19 protein-coding genes are annotated in these 17,558 nt (G+C 38.0%); 14 read left to right on the plus strand and 5 right to left on the minus strand.

Annotation, left to right across the window (positions count from 1 at the left end; all coding sequences use genetic code 11):
* The first annotated feature begins 21 nt into the window (after positions 1–21).
* The 8 genes from ESZ36_RS15495 (at position 22) to hemB (ending at position 7,530) form a co-directional block, all read left to right on the plus strand.
* Positions 22–2,496 (plus strand): TonB-dependent receptor plug domain-containing protein, encoded by a 2,475-nt coding sequence (locus ESZ36_RS15495; RefSeq protein ID WP_146789551.1) that lies wholly within the window; start codon positions 22–24, stop codon positions 2,494–2,496.
* Positions 2,497–2,759: 263 nt separating this feature from the next.
* Positions 2,760–3,017, plus strand: a complete 258-nt coding sequence (gene tatA / locus ESZ36_RS15500) for a twin-arginine translocase TatA/TatE family subunit (RefSeq protein ID WP_146789553.1) — start codon at positions 2,760–2,762, stop codon at positions 3,015–3,017.
* Between the two features lie 3 nt (positions 3,018–3,020).
* Positions 3,021–3,488 (plus strand): Sec-independent protein translocase protein TatB, encoded by a 468-nt coding sequence (tatB, locus tag ESZ36_RS15505; RefSeq protein WP_146789555.1) that lies wholly within the window; start codon positions 3,021–3,023, stop codon positions 3,486–3,488.
* A 2-nt stretch (positions 3,489–3,490) separates the two neighbouring features.
* Entirely contained in the window at positions 3,491–4,261 is a 771-nt protein-coding gene (tatC, locus tag ESZ36_RS15510) for a twin-arginine translocase subunit TatC (RefSeq protein ID WP_146789556.1), read from the plus strand.
* Positions 4,258–4,749, plus strand: a complete 492-nt coding sequence (locus ESZ36_RS15515; RefSeq protein ID WP_146789558.1) for a hypothetical protein — start codon at positions 4,258–4,260, stop codon at positions 4,747–4,749. Before tatC ends, ESZ36_RS15515 begins: the two co-directional genes overlap by 4 nt.
* Positions 4,750–4,761: 12 nt before the next feature.
* Positions 4,762–5,589 (plus strand): TatD family hydrolase, encoded by an 828-nt coding sequence (locus tag ESZ36_RS15520; RefSeq protein ID WP_246129124.1) that lies wholly within the window; start codon positions 4,762–4,764, stop codon positions 5,587–5,589.
* Complete coding sequence (locus tag ESZ36_RS15525) at positions 5,590–6,471, plus strand: GGDEF domain-containing protein (protein ID WP_246129125.1); 882 nt, start codon at positions 5,590–5,592, stop codon at positions 6,469–6,471.
* Positions 6,472–6,483: 12 nt separating this feature from the next.
* Positions 6,484–7,530, plus strand: coding sequence for a porphobilinogen synthase (hemB, locus tag ESZ36_RS15530; RefSeq protein WP_146789560.1), 1,047 nt, complete (start codon positions 6,484–6,486; stop codon positions 7,528–7,530).
* A 122-nt stretch (positions 7,531–7,652) separates the two neighbouring features.
* On the opposite strand, the gene ESZ36_RS22955 is transcribed toward hemB, so the two are convergent.
* Both ESZ36_RS22955 and ESZ36_RS22960 read right to left on the minus strand, forming a co-directional pair.
* Positions 7,653–7,982: a glutathione S-transferase family protein gene (locus tag ESZ36_RS22955; RefSeq protein ID WP_246129126.1), complete on the minus strand. Its 330-nt coding sequence runs from the start codon at positions 7,980–7,982 to the stop codon at positions 7,653–7,655.
* 2 nt (positions 7,983–7,984) lie between these two features.
* Positions 7,985–8,296, minus strand: coding sequence for a glutathione S-transferase N-terminal domain-containing protein (locus ESZ36_RS22960; protein ID WP_246129127.1), 312 nt, complete (start codon positions 8,294–8,296; stop codon positions 7,985–7,987).
* Positions 8,297–8,442: 146 nt separating this feature from the next.
* On the opposite strand from ESZ36_RS22960, the gene ESZ36_RS15540 reads away from it, so the two are divergent.
* Together ESZ36_RS15540 and ESZ36_RS15545 are read left to right on the plus strand one after the other, a co-directional pair.
* Positions 8,443–9,012 (plus strand): TetR/AcrR family transcriptional regulator, encoded by a 570-nt coding sequence (locus tag ESZ36_RS15540; RefSeq protein ID WP_146789562.1) that lies wholly within the window; start codon positions 8,443–8,445, stop codon positions 9,010–9,012.
* Positions 9,002–9,304: a hypothetical protein gene (locus tag ESZ36_RS15545; RefSeq protein ID WP_146789564.1), complete on the plus strand. Its 303-nt coding sequence runs from the start codon at positions 9,002–9,004 to the stop codon at positions 9,302–9,304. The genes ESZ36_RS15540 and ESZ36_RS15545 overlap by 11 nt, the downstream gene beginning before the upstream one ends.
* Before the next feature lie 43 nt (positions 9,305–9,347).
* On the opposite strand, the gene ESZ36_RS15550 is transcribed toward ESZ36_RS15545, so the two are convergent.
* Both ESZ36_RS15550 and rhlB read right to left on the minus strand, forming a co-directional pair.
* A complete protein-coding gene (locus tag ESZ36_RS15550) occupies positions 9,348–10,304 on the minus strand; it encodes a Ppx/GppA phosphatase family protein (RefSeq protein WP_246129128.1) in 957 nt (318 codons plus the stop codon).
* Positions 10,305–10,372: 68 nt separating this feature from the next.
* The gene (gene rhlB, locus ESZ36_RS15555; RefSeq protein WP_146789568.1) at positions 10,373–11,659 is read right to left on the minus strand and encodes an ATP-dependent RNA helicase RhlB; all 1,287 of its coding nucleotides are present in this window, start codon (positions 11,657–11,659) and stop codon (positions 10,373–10,375) included.
* A gap of 429 nt (positions 11,660–12,088) precedes the next feature.
* Between rhlB and trxA the strand changes: the two genes are divergently transcribed.
* From trxA to fre, 4 genes are all read left to right on the plus strand, one after another.
* Entirely contained in the window at positions 12,089–12,415 is a 327-nt protein-coding gene (gene trxA / locus ESZ36_RS15560; RefSeq protein ID WP_011041050.1) for a thioredoxin TrxA, read from the plus strand.
* 246 nt (positions 12,416–12,661) lie between these two features.
* Positions 12,662–13,921: a transcription termination factor Rho gene (rho, locus tag ESZ36_RS15565; protein ID WP_101227479.1), complete on the plus strand. Its 1,260-nt coding sequence runs from the start codon at positions 12,662–12,664 to the stop codon at positions 13,919–13,921.
* Positions 13,922–14,010: 89 nt separating this feature from the next.
* Positions 14,011–15,492, plus strand: a complete 1,482-nt coding sequence (ubiD, locus tag ESZ36_RS15570) for a 4-hydroxy-3-polyprenylbenzoate decarboxylase (protein WP_146789570.1) — start codon at positions 14,011–14,013, stop codon at positions 15,490–15,492.
* Between the two features lie 197 nt (positions 15,493–15,689).
* Entirely contained in the window at positions 15,690–16,406 is a 717-nt protein-coding gene (fre, locus tag ESZ36_RS15575) for an NAD(P)H-flavin reductase (protein ID WP_146789572.1), read from the plus strand.
* Positions 16,407–16,520: 114 nt separating this feature from the next.
* On the opposite strand, the gene ESZ36_RS15580 is transcribed toward fre, so the two are convergent.
* Complete coding sequence (locus tag ESZ36_RS15580; RefSeq protein ID WP_146789574.1) at positions 16,521–17,180, minus strand: response regulator transcription factor; 660 nt, start codon at positions 17,178–17,180, stop codon at positions 16,521–16,523.
* Positions 17,181–17,558 lie beyond the last annotated feature (378 nt).

Genomic DNA, 17,558 nt, shown 5'->3' on the forward strand with positions numbered 1-17,558 from the left:
AACGATAAAAAGGTAGAAGTAATGAGCCTAAGAACAGCCAGAAAGAACATAGTAAACCGTGCAGTGATGATTGCACTTGCCGCAACATCAGTCACCTCAGTACAAGCATTTGCCGAAGAAGGCGCTGAAGAAGTAGAACGTATTGCAGTAACAGGTTCACGTATCAACAGAACTGATATAGAAAGCGCAAGCCCAATAACCGTTATCTCTTCAGACTTTATCACTAAGAGTGGTTTTACTTCCGTCCAAGAAATATTATCAATGCAACCGGCAGCTGCAGGTATGAGCCTAGGTTCAACCTCCAACAATGGCTCCGGAGGTTCTGCAACAGTAAACTTACGTGGTATGGGCGTGCAACGTACTTTAGTCTTAATGAATGGTCGCCGAATGGTGGCTTCGGGAACAGGCGCTGACTCTTCAGTAGATTTAAACACTATCCCGGTATCAATGATCCAATCCATTGAAATCTTAAAAGATGGCGCCTCTGCTGTTTATGGCTCAGATGCTATTGCAGGCGTAGTTAACATTATTACCAAAAAAGACTATGTGGGCACGGAAATATCTGCTGACGGTAGCATTACCGATAAAGGTGATGGCGAAAGTGGCGGTATTAGTATTTTACATGGCAGTGAAGTCGCCGGTGGTAACTTAGTTGTTGGCGTGCAATATTCGAATCGTGGTGAGATCATTCAATCAGATCGTGATTTTGTGCCACCAGGCGAATCCTCATTTGTACCGGGAGGCTCTTTAGGTGGTATGGTGCCAGATGGCTCGGGTGGTTTTGTTCCCCGTGAAGAATCTTATGATTATACTGATGACAGCTACGCACAAACACCAAACGAGCTATTTAGTTTGTTTAGTAGCTTTAACACAGAAATTGCTGATGATACTGAGCTTAATGTTGATTTTATGTATACCCGCCGTGAATCAAACCAACAAATGGCGCCACAACCGGCAGATATTGAGTTAGACCGAAGTAAACTTGATGATGGATATAACGATAAGTTTGATAAGTTTGACAAAGATGGCAACCCGGTCGATACCTTAACTTATAAACGTCGTATGACAGACGCCGGTCCTCGTATTTATGAACAAGAGACCGATACCTACCGTGCTTCTGTCGGTTTGACGGGTTTATTAAGTAATGATTCACAGTGGGATATGTCAGCGACTTATGGCCGTAATGACTCAAAAGATAGCGTGGCTAATTCAATTCATGCGGGCAATATGGAAAAAAGCATTTATCAATATCAAGATGATTGGTTTAGTGGTGACCCAATGAATAGTGACTTCTTAGCGAGTGAAGGCATTATGTATACAGAACAAAATGAAGGTGGTAATGAACAATTTACTTTAGCCGCGGGTTATAGTGGCGTTAATGATTACGATATTGGTTACGCTGTCGGCGTCGAAACCCGTTATGAAAGTGGCTATTACACACCAGATTTAATTACTCAAGCTGGTGAAAGTACCGCAGCACAGCAATTCGCTACAGAAGGTAACTACTCGGTACAATCACTTTATGGTGAAATTTCTTTACCGGTAACCGATTCTTTCACTATTGAAGCCGCGACCCGGTATGATAACTACTCAACTTTTGGTGGCGCAGCTACGTGGAAGTTAGGTGCAACCTATAGTATTACTGATAGCTTGATGGTCAGAGCCGTTGCGGCAACAGGCTTTAGAGCACCAAGTGTTAGTGAATTATATGGTGGTGACTCTGGTTCTTTTGATTATTTAACTGACCCATGGAAAAACGAGGAAGATCCTCAAATTAAAGTTAATTATACCAGTGATGCAGACCTAAAGCCGGAAGAAAGTGAGTCATTTACTGCCGGTGTAGTATGGGAAGTTACCAAAGGCCTTTCTACTACTATGGATTACTGGAAGTTTGATATTACCAACGCTATTAGCCGCGTGAATGTACAGAACGAAATGAATCAGTGCTTTAGTGGTAATAACCCAGCAGCCTGTGAAACCATTAATATTACCCCTGAGGGTGATTTATCCGATATGACGTCAACTTTAACTAATATTGGTCAACAAAATACTTCAGGTATTGACTGGAATGTCAGCTATGCTGCTGGCATATTTAAAGTGATGCTTGATACTACTTATTTACTTGAATTTGAAGAAGATGGTGTAAGTTATGAAGGCACCATTGATGGAAACATGGGTGGTTACTCGCAATTAAAATCTAACTTAACCGTTAGCGCCGATTTAACTGAAGATATAAACTTACTTTATACAGCTAATTATATCCAAGGAATGGAAGGTAATGCTTGGGGTGACGAATACACTACAGATGATGTGATTTATCATAATATTTCTGCTGCATATCATATTAATGATGACTGGCAGGTTACCGGCGGGATTAAAAACTTGTTTGATACGGAGCCTGAAGAAGTTCCTGATGGCAATGACATGAATACAGTGCCAAACATCTATGATGTAATTGGTCGTACTTTCTTTGTAAATACTTCGTATAAGTTTTAGCAGGCCATAATTGCTGATTTTATTGTAGATAATTACAGCACCTCATATTAAAGGCGACTGCAAAGTCGTCTTTTTGGATCTCATTATCTTATTGAAAGGTGCTTACCCATAAAATAAATATTGTTTTAGCTCATCATTTACCAATTCATTTACCGTTTTTACTCGTTTCCCTGCATTATTTAGGTATATAATGTTGTTACATAAAGCATGCACTAACACATAGGTTAGTGATGTGAGCATCAAATATCAGGAGTTAAATTATTATGGGTGGAATCGGAATTTGGCAGCTAGTTATTGTTGCCGTGATCGTAGTGTTATTATTCGGAACTAAAAAATTACGTAATATAGGTGGTGATTTAGGTTCAGCGATTAAAGGCTTCAAAAGTGCTATAGGTGAAGAAAAAGAACAAAAAAATAGTGCAGAAAAAACTTCAGATACTTTAGCTGATAGCTCAAAGAGCGCTACAGAAGAAGTGGTCAAAACAAAAGAAAGTAAGACTAAAGAAACTGATCAGGCCTAATATATGTTTGATGTTGGCTTTTGGGAATTAATCCTCATAGCAATTATGGGCTTAGTTATTTTAGGTCCTGAACGCTTACCGGTTGCAATCCGTACTCTTCGTGGCTGGATGACAGGTGCTCGAAAGTTTAGTGACACGGTTAAATCTGAGCTTACAGAAGAATTACGCATACATGAATTACATGCTAACTTAAAAAAAGCAGAACAAAGTAACTTAGAAAATTTAAGTCCCGAGGTTGCCGCGTCATTGAAATCGTTGCGAGAAGCCGCGGACTCTGTCTCTGAGCCTTTTAAAAAGGTCGACAGACAACCATTAGAATCAATGATTGCTTCTTCATTAGCTTCAGCCCCGCATGTTAAAGTTGAGCCGGAGACGGTGCAAGATAGTGAAGAGCCAAAGATATCAAGTGCTCCAACAGAAAATGCAGAAAAACCAGATAAACTAGTTAATCCAGAAAGTGATAAACTTTAACCATGAGTACTCCCCCAGCACAAGTTGCCAGCCTGTTTGATCATCTTTTAGAACTGCGTAATCGTTTATTGCGAGCAATTCTCGGAGTAATGATAGTTTTTTGTTGTTTAGTCTATTTTGCACAAGATATATATCAATACGTGGCGCAGCCATTATTAGCTACCATGCCAGAAGGGTCACAAATGATAGCTACCGATGTCGCTTCTCCATTTTTTGCACCCTTTAAGTTAACTTTGGTTTTATCCCTATTTATTGCGATGCCATTCGTTTTATATCAAGTGTGGTCATTTGTTGCGCCTGGTTTGTACAGTAATGAAAAGCGTATGATTGCTCCGTTAATGTTTGGTTCTACACTGTTGTTTTATAGTGGAATCGCTTTTGCGTATTTTCTTGTATTTCCTGTGGTATTTGCCTTTTTTACTTCGGTCGCACCAGAAGGTGTTGTTATTGCCACTGATATCAGTAGTTATCTAGATTTCATCTTAAAACTATTTTTCGCTTTTGGTGCCGCATTTGAAATTCCTATCGCAATTATTTTAATGTGTTGGACAGGTATAACGACACCTGATAGCTTAAGAGAAAAGCGACCTTATGTTGTAGTAGGTGCATTTGTCATTGGTATGTTGTTGACACCACCTGATATTATTTCACAAACTATGTTGGCCGTGCCAATGCTAGTTTTATTTGAAGTGGGTATTATTATTGCTTCGTTTTATCATAAAGAAGATGAAGATGAAGACGAATCGAATAATATAAAGGAAAATGAAAAATGACACGTAGCATTAAACTCACTTATTTTACCGTAATTACTAGCTTATTATTATCACCAACAGTGTTAGCCAAAGAAGAAAACCTTTCGGATAGAATTCAAGATTGTGTAAAAATAAGTCAAGATACGGCAATACTTACTTGTTTTGACCAACTGACAATTAAAAGCAGTACCATAAGTGCGGAGCCTGAAGTAACTGACTTGACAGCCGAACAAGTTGATTCCTTTTCTAAAGGGCAGGTGAAAAAAACGAGTGAAGAATTAGCTAACGAAATAAATTCTATTACCCTAACGATTAGTAAATTAAGCAAAACACCTTACGGGCAATGGAAAATTACCTTTGAGAATGGTCAAAAATGGCAACAAAAAGATAGTTATAAACTGAGTCTAAAAACAGGCCAACGCGTGGTTTTAACTAAAGGGGCGATTACCTCTGTGTTTTTGCAAAAAGAAAATACTAAGAAACGTATTAAAGTAAAAAGGCTTAAATAGATCGAGATTAATTTGAATAAAAGCACTTTGATAGATATTGGCGTTAACTTAACCAATAAGCGCTTTGAGAAAGACCGCGAAGATGTTATTCGACGGGCTCAAATGGCTCAATTAGATGGTTTGTTGATTACCGGTACTAGTGTTGAAGAAAGCCAGAAAGCATTAGCTTTGTGCCAGCATTATCAAACAAGTTTTCCTGACTTTTTATATAGCACTGCAGGAGTGCACCCCCATGATGCTGATCATGTAAGCGCTGACTACTTAGATCAACTCAAGTTGTTAGCGAAACAAGAGCATGTTAAGGCAATTGGTGAGTGCGGTTTAGATTTCAATCGAAATTTTTCAGCACCAGCACAACAACAAAAGATATTTAGAGAACAAGTTACTTTAGCTTCAGAACTGCAAATGCCACTATTTTTGCATCAAAGAGATGCTTTTGACCCATGGTTTACTACGCTATCACCCTATTTCTCTAAAGTTCCTGCTATGGTTGCACATTGTTTTACCGGCTCTAAAGCTGAACTCACTCAGTGTATAGCAGCGGATATGTATATAGGAATCACAGGTTGGTTATGTGATGAGCGTAGAGGTCAGAGTTTACGGGATATTGTTAGTCTAATTCCTATAAATCGATTACTCATTGAGACTGATGCTCCTTATCTAACACCTCGAACAATTCGACCAAAACCTAAAAGTAGCCGCAATGAACCGTGTTACTTACCATTTATAGTCAAAGAAATTGCCAGTATTACAGGTCTTGACCAAGAAGAGATTGCTTGGCAAACTAGCCGTAATGCCGCAAAGGTGTTTGATTTTCCTTCAAAGAAAGAAATGATATAAATGAAGTCATTGGTTAGAGCAAAAATTGCAGGTTTTACTTCTTTGTTGATGACATATTCACCTGTAAGTAATGCTATGACTGAACAAAATGCCGAGCACCTATGTTTGGGCATGGGAGTTTTCTTAGGGTGCTTAATTACCATCTTATTAGGTTTATATTTAACTCGACATTTTCGAAGAAGATACCAAAAAATGTTACAGCAGCTTCAGCTTGCAAAAAGTAATGCTAAAATCGCTGAGCAAACGATGAAAACCTTGGCAAATGAACAACAAGATAGCCAAGACTTATTAGAAGAAAGGGTACAAGAGCGTACATTAGAACTGAACATTGCCTTGCAAGAGTTGGAAAGTGCCAATCAAGAACTTGAACGTAAAAATGTTTTAGATGAACTAACGGGTCTACATAATCGCCGATTTTATGATCAAAAAATAGTAGCCGAATACCGACGTAGTCGTCGTAACCTTACCGCGTTAAGTTTAGTGTTAATTGATGTAGACCTTTTCAAAGCAGTTAATGATACTCATGGACACCTAGCAGGTGATCAATGTTTAATTTGGTTGGCCAATCATATAAAGCAGAGTTTAAAGCGAAGCACCGATAAAGCATTTCGTTACGGAGGAGAAGAGTTCTGCTTAATCTTACCTAATACCGATGCCAAAGGAGCGTTACTCTTTGCTGAACAATTACGCGTACAGGTACATGAGCAAGCTTTTCAATTTCGAGATGTCGAAATTCCACTGACAATCAGTTGCGGTATTTCTACTTATCAACAACAAGTTGATATTGGTCCCGAGCAAATATTTTCAGGTGCAGACAATGCTTTATATCAAGCTAAGCACAATGGCCGAAATCAAACCAAACAACACATTTTCACAGAATAATTAGGAATTTTTATGTCCCACAATGGTAATTCAGCATTTGGTCAATATCCTGCTCGTCGCATGCGCCGTATGCGTGCTGACGATCATACTCGTCGTTTAATGGCTGAATCTCAGTTAACGGTCAATGATTTAATATACCCAGTTTTTGTGCTTGAAGGCGATAACCAGCGCGAAGCAATAGCTTCAATGCCTGGTGTCGAACGTAAAAGTATAGATCTGCTTTTGGAAGAAGCACAGGAATTGGTTGATTTAGGTATTCCGGCCATTGCACTTTTCCCTGTTACGCCTAGTAATAAAAAGTCACTGATGGCTGAAGAATCATATAATCCTGAGGGATTAGCTCAACGTGCAGTACGTGCACTTAAAGCTAATTTCCCACAGCTTGCCGTGATCACTGATGTTGCTCTTGACCCGTTTACCACGCATGGCCAAGATGGTATTTTAAGTGAAAGTGATGAAAATAAAGCGGGAAAAACAGGCTATGTTGTTAATGATGTCACGAAAGAAATTTTAGTTAAACAGGCTTTATCGCATGCTGAAGCAGGAGCCGATATTGTGGCACCATCAGATATGATGGATGGTCGTGTCGGTGCTATCAGAGAAGGGCTAGAAGAAAATGGCTTTGTTAATACTAAAATATTAGCCTATTCAGCCAAATACGCTTCTAATTACTATGGTCCATTTCGTGACGCTGTCGGATCTTCAGGCAATATTAAAGGCGGTAATAAACATACTTATCAAATGGATCCTGCAAATAGTAATGAAGCTATGCATGAAGTTGCCCAGGATATCGCTGAAGGTGCCGATATGGTCATGGTTAAGCCAGGCATGCCTTATTTAGATATAGTACGTCGCGTAAAAGATACTTTTCAAGTACCGACTTATGCTTATCAAGTCAGCGGTGAATATGCCATGCATATGGCGGCAATACAAAATGGCTGGTTAGCTGAAAAACCTTGTGTGATGGAGGGTTTATTAGCATTTAAACGTGCAGGTGCCGATGGCATTTTGACTTATTTCGCTAAGCAAGTTGCGCGTTGGCTGAAAGAAGACGCTTAAGCGCGCTTGACGATAAACAAGCTGCAGGTAGCAGTGTGAAAATATAATAAAAAAGCGCGATTTAATCGCGCTTTTTTATGGGTAAATATTGAATCTATTTTAAAGACTTACTGTATTTGTCACTATAATTTCTTAGCGGTAAGTATTTTTTGACATGATGGCCTTGTCATTAAATCAGCTAAGTATTGCTCTACTTTTGGGTAGTCACCTATTAAGTTAAAACCAGCGGGTAAGCAGGAGATATAATGCAACATAGGCGCTAGTAAGGCATCTGCTATGGTAAATTCTTGAGAAGATAAGGCTGTCTTTTCAGTTAGCAGTTGTTCAATAATGCCAAAAGTAGCAGCTGCTTTTGGTTGTACTTCTTTAACGACGTCAAAGCGGATACTATTATTTTCTCCCTTTGGAAAAGCAAATTCTAGTAAATATTCTCGAACTAATACCTTATCCATGTCTATTGAAATAAGTGCACAAAGCGCGTCATGCCGTGCATAATCGTGATTAGCTGCTTGTCTGCATCAAGATAGCGGCAAATACTGGCTGTTTCAGGTAAAGTTAGTTCCTCTTGTGGCTTACTTTCAAGTAACACGGGTATTTTGCCAAAAGGGTGCCAATTGAGATGTTGTTCGCCTTTAAAAGTAACATCGTTACCATTTACTTCAAAACCCACAGTGTAAGCAACCTGCTTTTCTTCGCATACAAGCATGACGGAACGAACAAAATTTGAAAAACTTGGTCCGTAAATATGTACTGGTTTTACTGTCATATATTTCTTCCTTATTTATATAAATAACTTTATTAGGAAATAATCTAGTTTCATTGATAATATGTTCAAGAACATACTTTAAAAATTTGAAATACTGGTTTGATGATTAAGTATTTAATACCAACCGAAATCATTGGAGTTTTGTGATGGCGTGGCAAGAAACTCATAAAGAGCAATCAAAAGATAGGATATTAAAAAGTGCTGCGATGCTTTTTACTCATCACGGTTTTGAAAAGATATCGATAGACCAAGTGATGAAAAATGCCGAACTCACCAGAGGAGCATTTTATAGCCACTTCAGTTCGAAAAGTGATCTATACGCGCAAGCAATAAGTAAAGCTGCAAAAGTAGCCTACAAACGTAAGCCAGTAAATTGTCCCCAGAATATGAAAGACTTTGCTCAATACTATTTAAGTAGTGAACATAGGGATAATAATTATGAACAGGCATGTCCATTAGCTTTTTTGGTTTCAGATATTAGTCAACAAGATAATCAAGTTAAAGAGACTTATACCAAGACATTGAAAGCCTTTCTAGCGCAAGCTCAATCATTAACCGTCAGTCGAGAAAAAGCCCTACAAAGCGCAGTGCTGATGATTGGTGGACTCGCTATATCAAGGGCTCTAGATGATAAAGACTTTAGCAATGAACTGTTAGCTGCTTGTCAAAAAGGGGTAATTTCATTATCAACAGAAGAGGACACTGATGTCAGCTGAATGGAGCATAATACTACTAAACGCTGTGATTATCGTTATTGCTTATGCTTGGGTGTATCCCAAATTGGCAGGTAAGAATATCAATAAGGTGGCGGTATTTGACTGCGTAACTTCTGGTTTAGCATTGGTTATTGTGGCAAATAAATATTGGGGAAAGGGCGTTGAATTTTCTTTTCTATTGTTTGAGTTAAATTGGTTTTGGTTTACCTTGTTAAGTTACAGTGTCATTGAAATACCTATTGCACTTTGGTATTTCAGAGCTTCACTATGTAAAGATAACCCTGGTAAGTAAAGGTGAATAAAAAGAAATAGCTAAAGGTAATATGGGGTTACGGCTAGATAATCTTAGCGTCAGGGACTAATTCAAAGAGTAAACCTTCACGCAGTGCGCCACTTGAAAGGCATAGTGTTTCAATATGCAGACATTGAAATAAAGCGATTAAAATGCTTAAACCGCTGGCTAATACCGCCGTACGATCAGCTCTTAGCCCTGCTATCTCAATATTATCTATAGTTTTACAATCGATCAGTATTTGCTGAATCTCATAAAGAAATTCTAAGGTGATAACTGGTGTTTGCTGACGTTGGATAAGTATCTCAGCCATGGCTTGCATAGTACCAGAGCTTCCAACCGCAGATTGCCAACCAAGTTGAATGAACTCTGCTTTCACGGTGTTGATAATATCGGCAGCACCGGCAATACATTGATTAAAATTTTCTTTTTTTAATAGATCATCAGTAAAGTACTTGCCAATAAAACTAACGCAACCAATGTTTAAACTAACCACTTTTTTCGCAGTACAACCTAAACCAACGATAATTTCGGTACTAGCTCCGCCAATATCGAGGACTAATTGCTTAGCAGAAGATTGCTGGATATTTGATATAGAGGTATGGGCAACACCAGCATAAATTGTTTTGGCCTCTTGTTCTCCGCTCAGTAATTTTATTTCTTTGGGTAAAATTTTCTTAGCGGCATCAAAAAACACCTGATTATTCTTAGCAATGCGTAATGCAGCTGTTGCGACAATAAGAATATTATTTACTGGAATACTATTGAGATATAAAGCGAAGTTTTTAATACAATCAAGACCGCGTGTTATGGCATCATCTGTAAGTAGATTATTACTAGTTAAACCCGCAGCTAAGCGAACTTTTTGCTTAACTTTGTTAACGGTTTTTATAGATTTACCCGTTGGTGTTGTCACTAATTGGGTAATAAGGAGGTGGAAACTATTAGAGCCTAAATCGACCACAGCATAATGATTTTTATCATACTGTGGAATTGCCATTTTTGTGGCTTGATTTTGGCTCACTAGATCAGTCAATGTGCTTTATATCCAAGGCTGCAGCTAATTAGTTAGCTACGAGTGCCGCGATTAGGATTACCACCACGGTTTCCTTGTCTAGGGTTTGCACGACCGCCTTGTCTGTTAGCGCCTGTTCTAGGGCTGCGTTGACGAGGTTTAGGTCTTGGTAGATCAGTCAATAAAGCATCATGATCATACTTTGTTACTGGCAGTTCATGGCCAATATACGTTTCAATTTCTGGTAAATTAAAAACATATTGTTCACAAGCTAAGCTGATTGCATGACCTGTTTCACCAGCACGACCTGTACGACCAATACGGTGAACATAATCTTGACAATCGTCAGGCAAATCATAGTTAAACACATGAGTAACACTAGGAATATGTAAACCACGTGCAGCAACATCAGTTGCTACTAGAATATCTACCGTACCTTCAGTAAATTCTTCTAAAATCTTTAGGCGCTTCTTTTGTGGCACATCGCCAGTTAGCAAACCAACACGAATTTTATCGGCATTTAGATGGTCAAAAACTTTTTCACAAACGTGTTTAGTATTTGCAAAAACAATAGCCTTTTCTGGCCAATCTTCTTCAATTAACGTTTGCAGTAAAGTCATTTTATCTTCGTTTGATGGATAAAATAATTCTTCACTGATACGGCTGTTGGTTTTTTGCTCTGGCTCTACTTCTACGCTGGTTGGATCGTTCATGTGATCAAAGGCAAGCTCTTTAACACGGAATGATAAAGTTGCAGAGAACAGCATGCTTAAACGTTCTGTAGCAGGAGGCATTTTATCAAACATATAACGTATATCTTTAATAAAGCCTAAATCAAACATTCTGTCAGCTTCATCAAGTACAATAACTTCGATATTTTTTAAGTTGTAAATACCTTGCTTCATGTAATCAATCAAACGACCACAAGTACCAATAAGAATATCAACACCAGCTTCTAGTTCTAAACGTTGACTTTCATAACCTTCGCCCCCATATACAACACCAAGGCGTAATCCGGAACTTTTCGCCATTTCAGTTGCATCACGATGAATTTGTATTGCTAATTCACGTGTAGGAGCCATGATCAAGGCACGTGGTTGATTATGTGTAGGAGCTTCTTTTTGAAGCAAATGATGGAAAGTAGCGGCTAAAAAGGCAATGGTTTTACCTTCACCAGTTTGTGCTTGGCCAGCTAAATCTGTGCCTTGCAAAAGAACGGGTAAAGATTTCGCCTGAATAGACGTACAATAATCGAAGCCCATGGCTTCTAATCCGGTCACTACTTGCGGAGCAAGATTTAGGTCAGCGAATTTAGTTTCAGTTAAGTGTGTTTTTTTCATGGCGCTAGCTTAACAGTTTTGTTAACAAAATAGTTGCTTAATAAATAATTAATTAGATTTATACCAAGTCCATTAAGTTATTTCCCTCTGAGCGAGAATTAAAAGCTTTAGAAGCAAGGCTTTGATTGAAGATAATGGTACTTCCTTATCAAAATCAATAACCCTTTATATAAGCCTTTTAAACTCGTATTTTGGGAACTTGTCAGAAAAGTGATAACGACATAAGTTTGTTTGACTTAGAATAACTAGATCTACACTAACTTTATTTGTTCTAACTTCCCTGACATAGCTCTGAGCTGGAAACTAACTTATTAGAATTGCTATTACTGCTTAATTAATACCAATGTTACATAAAACAGTATTGGAAAAGCAGTGAATCACGGTATAATTACCACAAAGGCGTTTTCGCCATAACAAACGGAGAATATGATGAGCGATAAAATTGTTCAGCTAACTGATGATAGTTTTGAAGCAGATGTATTAAAAGCATCGGGTTTAGTATTAGTTGATTTTTGGGCTGAATGGTGTGGTCCTTGTAAAATGATTGCCCCAGTACTTGATGATATTGCCACAGAATACGATGGCAAAGTGACTGTTGGTAAATTAAACATAGATCAAAACTCAGCGACACCACCTAAATATGGTGTACGTGGTATTCCAACATTATTACTTTTTAAAGATGGTGAAATTGCTGACACTAAAGTGGGCGCACTGTCGAAAACTCAATTAAAAGAGTTTTTAGATAAAAACTTGTAAGTGTATAATTAAAAGCCTGATAACTGATACCTAAGTTATCAGGCTTTTTTGTTTTTAGTTGATAGAATATTTACTTACATTTTTATTCTGGCTTTACCTAATCAAATTTTAGTGCTAAATTTACCACCTGAGTACAAAATAACATCGCTTTATCATCTCTATTCTCATTATAAATAATATTGAAAACATACTAGTGTCGGCAATCGCCAAAGGCACTGTCACTTAAAATAGTTTAAGAAACCCCCTATGAACCTTACCGAACTGAAAGAAAAATCCATTAATGAATTGGTTGAGCTTGCCGCGACAATGAAGCTTGAAAACCTTGCTAGAACACGCAAACAAGACATAATTTTTGCTATTTTAAAAGCACATGCTGAAGGCGATAATGATATTTTCGGCGGCGGTGTTTTAGAGATTTTACAAGATGGTTTTGGCTTCTTACGCTCTGCAGATTCTTCATACTTAGCAGGCCCTGATGATATTTATGTATCACCAAGCCAGATTCGCCGCTTTAGTATGCGAACGGGTGATACCATTCAAGGTAAAATTCGTTCTCCGAAAAAAGGTGAACGTTACTTTGCCTTATTAAAAGTGACTGAAGTTAACTTTGACCGACCTGAAAACACACGTAATAAGATTTTATTTGAAAACCTAACGCCTATTCACCCAACCGATCGTTTTTCGTTGGCGCGTGGTAATGGTTCAACAGAAGATATAACGGCACGAATATTAGATTTAGCATCACCAATTGGTAAAGGGCAACGTGGTTTAATCGTTGCACCACCTAAAGCCGGTAAAACGCTATTATTACAAAACATTGCTCAAAGTATTGCACACAATAATCCTGACGCAGAGTTAATGGTATTGTTGATCGATGAACGTCCGGAAGAAGTTACAGAAATGCAACGCCTTGTAAAAGGTGAAGTTATTGCTTCAACATTCGATGAACCAGCAAGTCGTCATGTACAAGTAGCTGAAATGGTAATCGAAAAAGCGAAACGTTTAGTTGAACACAAAAAAGACGTGGTTATTTTACTTGATTCAATTACCCGTTTAGCACGTGCTTATAACACGGTAATCCCATCATCAGGTAAAATCTTGACTGGTGGTGTTGATGCGAATGCTTTACATCGTCCAAAACGTTTCTTTGGTGCTGCACGTAACATTGAAGAGGGTGGTAGTTTAACTATTATCGCTACAGCACTAGTGGAAACTGGTTCAAAAATGGATGAAGTTATTTACGAAGAATTTAAAGGTACAGGTAATATGGAATTACACCTGTCTCGTAAAATTTCTGAAAAACGTGTTTTCCCAGCTATTAACATTAATCGTAGTGGCACGCGTCGTGAAGAGCTTATTACTAAGCCAGATGAATTACAGAAAATGTGGATATTACGTAAAATCGTTCATGAAATGGATGAAATAGGTGCGATTGAATTCCTAATCGACAAACTTGCAATGACCAAAACCAATGATGAGTTTTTTGATTCAATGAAGCGTAAATAATCGCGACATTAATTGCATAACTTTAATTGATGAAAACCAGTCTAATGACTGGTTTTTTTATTTAATCTTACCTCCAATTGGTAACTTGTATGAAATATAGTGATTTAAGAGACTTTATCAGTCAGCTTGAAAAAATAGGCCAACTTAAACGTATTACTCAGCCTATATCTACTCATTTAACAATGACAGAAATCAGTGATAGAACATTAAGAGCAAAAGGACCGGCATTACTTTTTGAAAATGCAGTAAATGAAAGTGGCGAACCATACGATATGCCAGTCCTAACCAACCTTTTTGGCACCCCTGACAGAGTTGCTTTAGCTATGGGACAAAAAGATGTTGGTGCTTTACGCGATGTTGGCAAGTTATTAGCTATGTTAAAAGAGCCTGAGCCGCCAAAAGGTTTTCGTGATGCTTTAGGTAAAATACCTGTATATAAGCAAGTGTTGAATATGCCGGTGAAAGTTATTAAAAAACCGTTATGCCAGCAAATCGTGCTTTCAGGTGATGACGTCGATTTGACTAAAATGCCGATACAAAGTTGTTGGCCTGGCGATGTAGCACCATTGATCACTTGGGGGTTAACGGTTACTAAAGGACCACACAAAGAACGTCAAAATTTAGGTATATATCGTCAACAAGTACTGAGTAAAAATAAAGTCATTATGCGCTGGTTATCACATCGTGGTGGAGCCCTTGATTTTCAAGAATTTAAAAAAGAAAATCCAGGTGAAAAATACCCTGTCTCCGTTGCTTTAGGTGCAGATCCGGCCACAATTTTAGGTGCAGTAACACCGGTACCAGATACGCTGTCTGAATATGCTTTCGCGGGTTTATTACGTGGAGCCAAAACCGAAGTAGCTAAATCAATAAGTAATGACTTAGAAGTTCCAGCTACAGCAGAAATCATTTTAGAAGGGTATTTAGATCCTGAAGAAATGGCACCAGAAGGACCTTATGGTGATCATACGGGTTATTACAATGAGGTAGATAACTTTCCTGTTATGACAGTAACGCATATCACTATGCGCAAAAATGCTATCTACCACAGCACCTATACCGGCAGGCCGCCTGATGAACCAGCAATTTTAGGTGTTGCCCTTAACGAAGTATTTGTACCTATTTTACAAAAGCAATTTCCTGAAATTCAAGACTTCTATTTACCGCCTGAAGGGTGTTCTTATCGTCTAGCTGTCGTGACTATTAAAAAGCAATATGCGGGTCATGCCAAGCGAGTAATGATGGGCGTATGGTCATTTTTACGACAATTCATGTATACCAAGTTTGTGATAGTATGTGATGATGATATTAATGCCAGAGACTGGGAAGATGTCATATGGGCAATGACCACACGTATGGATCCGAGTCGTGATACTGTTTTGATAGAAAACACCCCAATTGATTATCTTGATTTTGCATCACCTGTGTCTGGTTTAGGTTCTAAAATGGGCATGGATGCGACCAATAAATGGCCTGGTGAAACAAATCGAGAGTGGGGCGAACCCATTGAGATGACGCAGGAAATAAAAAACCAAGTTGATGAACTGTGGGATGAATTAGATATTTTATAAAATTGCTAATAATACCCGTCATCATCAAGATACAAGTTTTAGAGTGTTCGAGCTATCTCAAATATCACTGAAATCCTGCATTTTGTTTGGTAACGGGTATATAATTAATTACACTAGCAATTTTAGCTTATTACCTCTTGGCACAATGAATTTGTTTGCTGACGAGAAATCACCAATAATGTAGAAAAGGTTAAAAAATGAAAACAGTTAGTTGTCAAATACAGTCGTTATCATCGTTAACGCCTCATGTGTATAAAGTATTATTAAAGCCCGATGAAAAAGTTGACTTTATTGCTGGCCAATATTTGAACTTTGTTATGAGTGATGAGGATAAACGTCCGTTTTCAATTGCTAGCTCACCAAATAGTGAGGTAATTGAATTGCAAATTGGTGCTTTTGCTGCCGATAGTTATCCTATGCAGGTTATTGAGTGTATTAAAGCTAGCCACGCGAGTGGTGAGAAGGTAACAATTGAAATTCCTTTAGGCCATGCGCAATTGCGCACTGAAAGCGAACGACCGTTATTATTACTTGCGGGTGGAACTGGGTTTTCGTATATCAAATCCATGTTTGAGTATTTAGCAGAGCAAAAATCGCAGCGTCATATCATGGTCTATTGGGGATTACGTGAAGAAAGCGCGGTGTATGAGCTCGAAAAAACTATTGCCACTATTGCTAAGCTTCCTCATGCCAACTTTATTCCCGTTATTGAAAATACCGATGGGAGTGAGAATTCATGGCAAGGTAAAACGGGCTTAGTTCATCAAGCCGCTATGCATGATATTGTAAGTTTTGAACCCTACGATATTTATTTGGCAGGCCGTTTTGATATGGTTGGTGCTATTCGTAGTGATTTTGTTGAACATGGCGCATTGTTAGAGCATATGTATGCAGATGCCTTTGCTTTCATTTAACAATTAAAAGTCAATAAAAAAGCACATCAATGAGTTGTCATTGATGTGCTTTTTTTATATTTAAAATATAGAGTTAGTAAGAGTAACTCTATTGAAATAAGTTAGGTAAATTTATTAACCTTGCTTAAATCCAGCTTCAGTTAAACTTAGCTGGGCGATTGCAATAACGGCTTGTGTGCGATTGCGGACGTCTAGTTTTCTAAAAATAGCGGTAGCATGTGCTTTATTTGTTGCCTCAGATACATTTAAATCATAAGCAATTTGTTTGTTTAGCATGCCTTGAGCGAACATCATTAAGATACGATATTGCTGCTGAGTTAAACTGGCAACACGTTCTGCAATGTCGCCGTCACTATTATCTCTTTGTTTTTGTTCAAAAGAATCAGGTAACCAGGTACCTCCTGATAACACAGCAACAATAGCTGAATAAATGTCATCAACAGGCGTTGATTTTGGCACAAAACCAGCAGCACCATAGGACATTGCTTTGCTTATGGTGACATGATCTTCATGAGCGGATACGATAACAACAGGAATTTGAGGGAAGTGATTACGTACATGGATTAGGGTATTAAAGCCATGAGCGCCAGGAATATTTAAATCCAGTAACAGCAAGTCACTATCATTATTATTGCTAAGTTGTTGCTCAAGCTCTTCAATTGTCTGCGCTTCAAGCCATACTGTATAAGTTAGCTTAGCTTTTAATGTCCATAATAAAGCTTGTCTAAATAAGGGATGATCGTCAGCTATTATTATTTTTTCTGGCTGAATCATAACAAGTATCCTAAGGAGTGATTAATCCATTCTAACGGAAAAAATTTTAATAACAAAGCATAGTTGTGAATAGTTAGTATAGGGTGCTAAAGGATAATACGGTAATACTTCTTATTAACTTGTGTGCCGTTGATAATGCTCAGGGTTGTTGATCTTAAAGTATTAAAATTTATTCAATTTAAAGCGGCATTAATAGAGAAATTAGTAACTGCCAAATTCTTGCTGCATCGTTAATCTAAATTGAAATGGTAAAGTCGCTTTAAATGAACTTATAGGGCAATTTTTATTGAAAGGAACACTATGTATCGAAAAATTCATTTAGCATGCTTAATGAAGTGAATTGAAGATATTAGAGATGCACTAGAACACTTGGATGAC

Source organism: Colwellia demingiae, assembly GCF_007954275.1.
Lineage (GTDB): Bacteria > Pseudomonadota > Gammaproteobacteria > Enterobacterales > Alteromonadaceae > Colwellia > Colwellia demingiae.

Excerpts from the sequence above, each read along its gene's own strand:
- ESZ36_RS15545 (WP_146789564.1), top strand. The coding sequence starts at position 9,002 with ATGTCAGCTGAATGGAGCATAATACTACTAAACGCTGTGATTATCGTT.
- tatC (WP_146789556.1), top strand. The coding sequence starts at position 3,491 with ATGAGTACTCCCCCAGCACAAGTTGCCAGCCTGTTTGATCATCTTTTA.
- ESZ36_RS22960 (WP_246129127.1), bottom strand. The coding sequence starts at position 8,296 with ATGACAGTAAAACCAGTACATATTTACGGACCAAGTTTTTCAAATTTT.
- ubiD (WP_146789570.1), top strand. The coding sequence starts at position 14,011 with ATGAAATATAGTGATTTAAGAGACTTTATCAGTCAGCTTGAAAAAATA.
- hemB (WP_146789560.1), top strand. The coding sequence starts at position 6,484 with ATGTCCCACAATGGTAATTCAGCATTTGGTCAATATCCTGCTCGTCGC.
- ESZ36_RS15550 (WP_246129128.1), bottom strand. The coding sequence starts at position 10,304 with ATGGCAATTCCACAGTATGATAAAAATCATTATGCTGTGGTCGATTTA.
- fre (WP_146789572.1), top strand. The coding sequence starts at position 15,690 with ATGAAAACAGTTAGTTGTCAAATACAGTCGTTATCATCGTTAACGCCT.
- ESZ36_RS22955 (WP_246129126.1), bottom strand. The coding sequence starts at position 7,982 with ATGGATAAGGTATTAGTTCGAGAATATTTACTAGAATTTGCTTTTCCA.
- ESZ36_RS15515 (WP_146789558.1), top strand. The coding sequence starts at position 4,258 with ATGACACGTAGCATTAAACTCACTTATTTTACCGTAATTACTAGCTTA.
- ESZ36_RS15525 (WP_246129125.1), top strand. The coding sequence starts at position 5,590 with ATGAAGTCATTGGTTAGAGCAAAAATTGCAGGTTTTACTTCTTTGTTG.
- trxA (WP_011041050.1), top strand. The coding sequence starts at position 12,089 with ATGAGCGATAAAATTGTTCAGCTAACTGATGATAGTTTTGAAGCAGAT.
- tatB (WP_146789555.1), top strand. The coding sequence starts at position 3,021 with ATGTTTGATGTTGGCTTTTGGGAATTAATCCTCATAGCAATTATGGGC.
- rhlB (WP_146789568.1), bottom strand. The coding sequence starts at position 11,659 with ATGAAAAAAACACACTTAACTGAAACTAAATTCGCTGACCTAAATCTT.
- ESZ36_RS15580 (WP_146789574.1), bottom strand. The coding sequence starts at position 17,180 with ATGATTCAGCCAGAAAAAATAATAATAGCTGACGATCATCCCTTATTT.
- rho (WP_101227479.1), top strand. The coding sequence starts at position 12,662 with ATGAACCTTACCGAACTGAAAGAAAAATCCATTAATGAATTGGTTGAG.
- ESZ36_RS15495 (WP_146789551.1), top strand. The coding sequence starts at position 22 with ATGAGCCTAAGAACAGCCAGAAAGAACATAGTAAACCGTGCAGTGATG.
- ESZ36_RS15540 (WP_146789562.1), top strand. The coding sequence starts at position 8,443 with ATGGCGTGGCAAGAAACTCATAAAGAGCAATCAAAAGATAGGATATTA.
- tatA (WP_146789553.1), top strand. The coding sequence starts at position 2,760 with ATGGGTGGAATCGGAATTTGGCAGCTAGTTATTGTTGCCGTGATCGTA.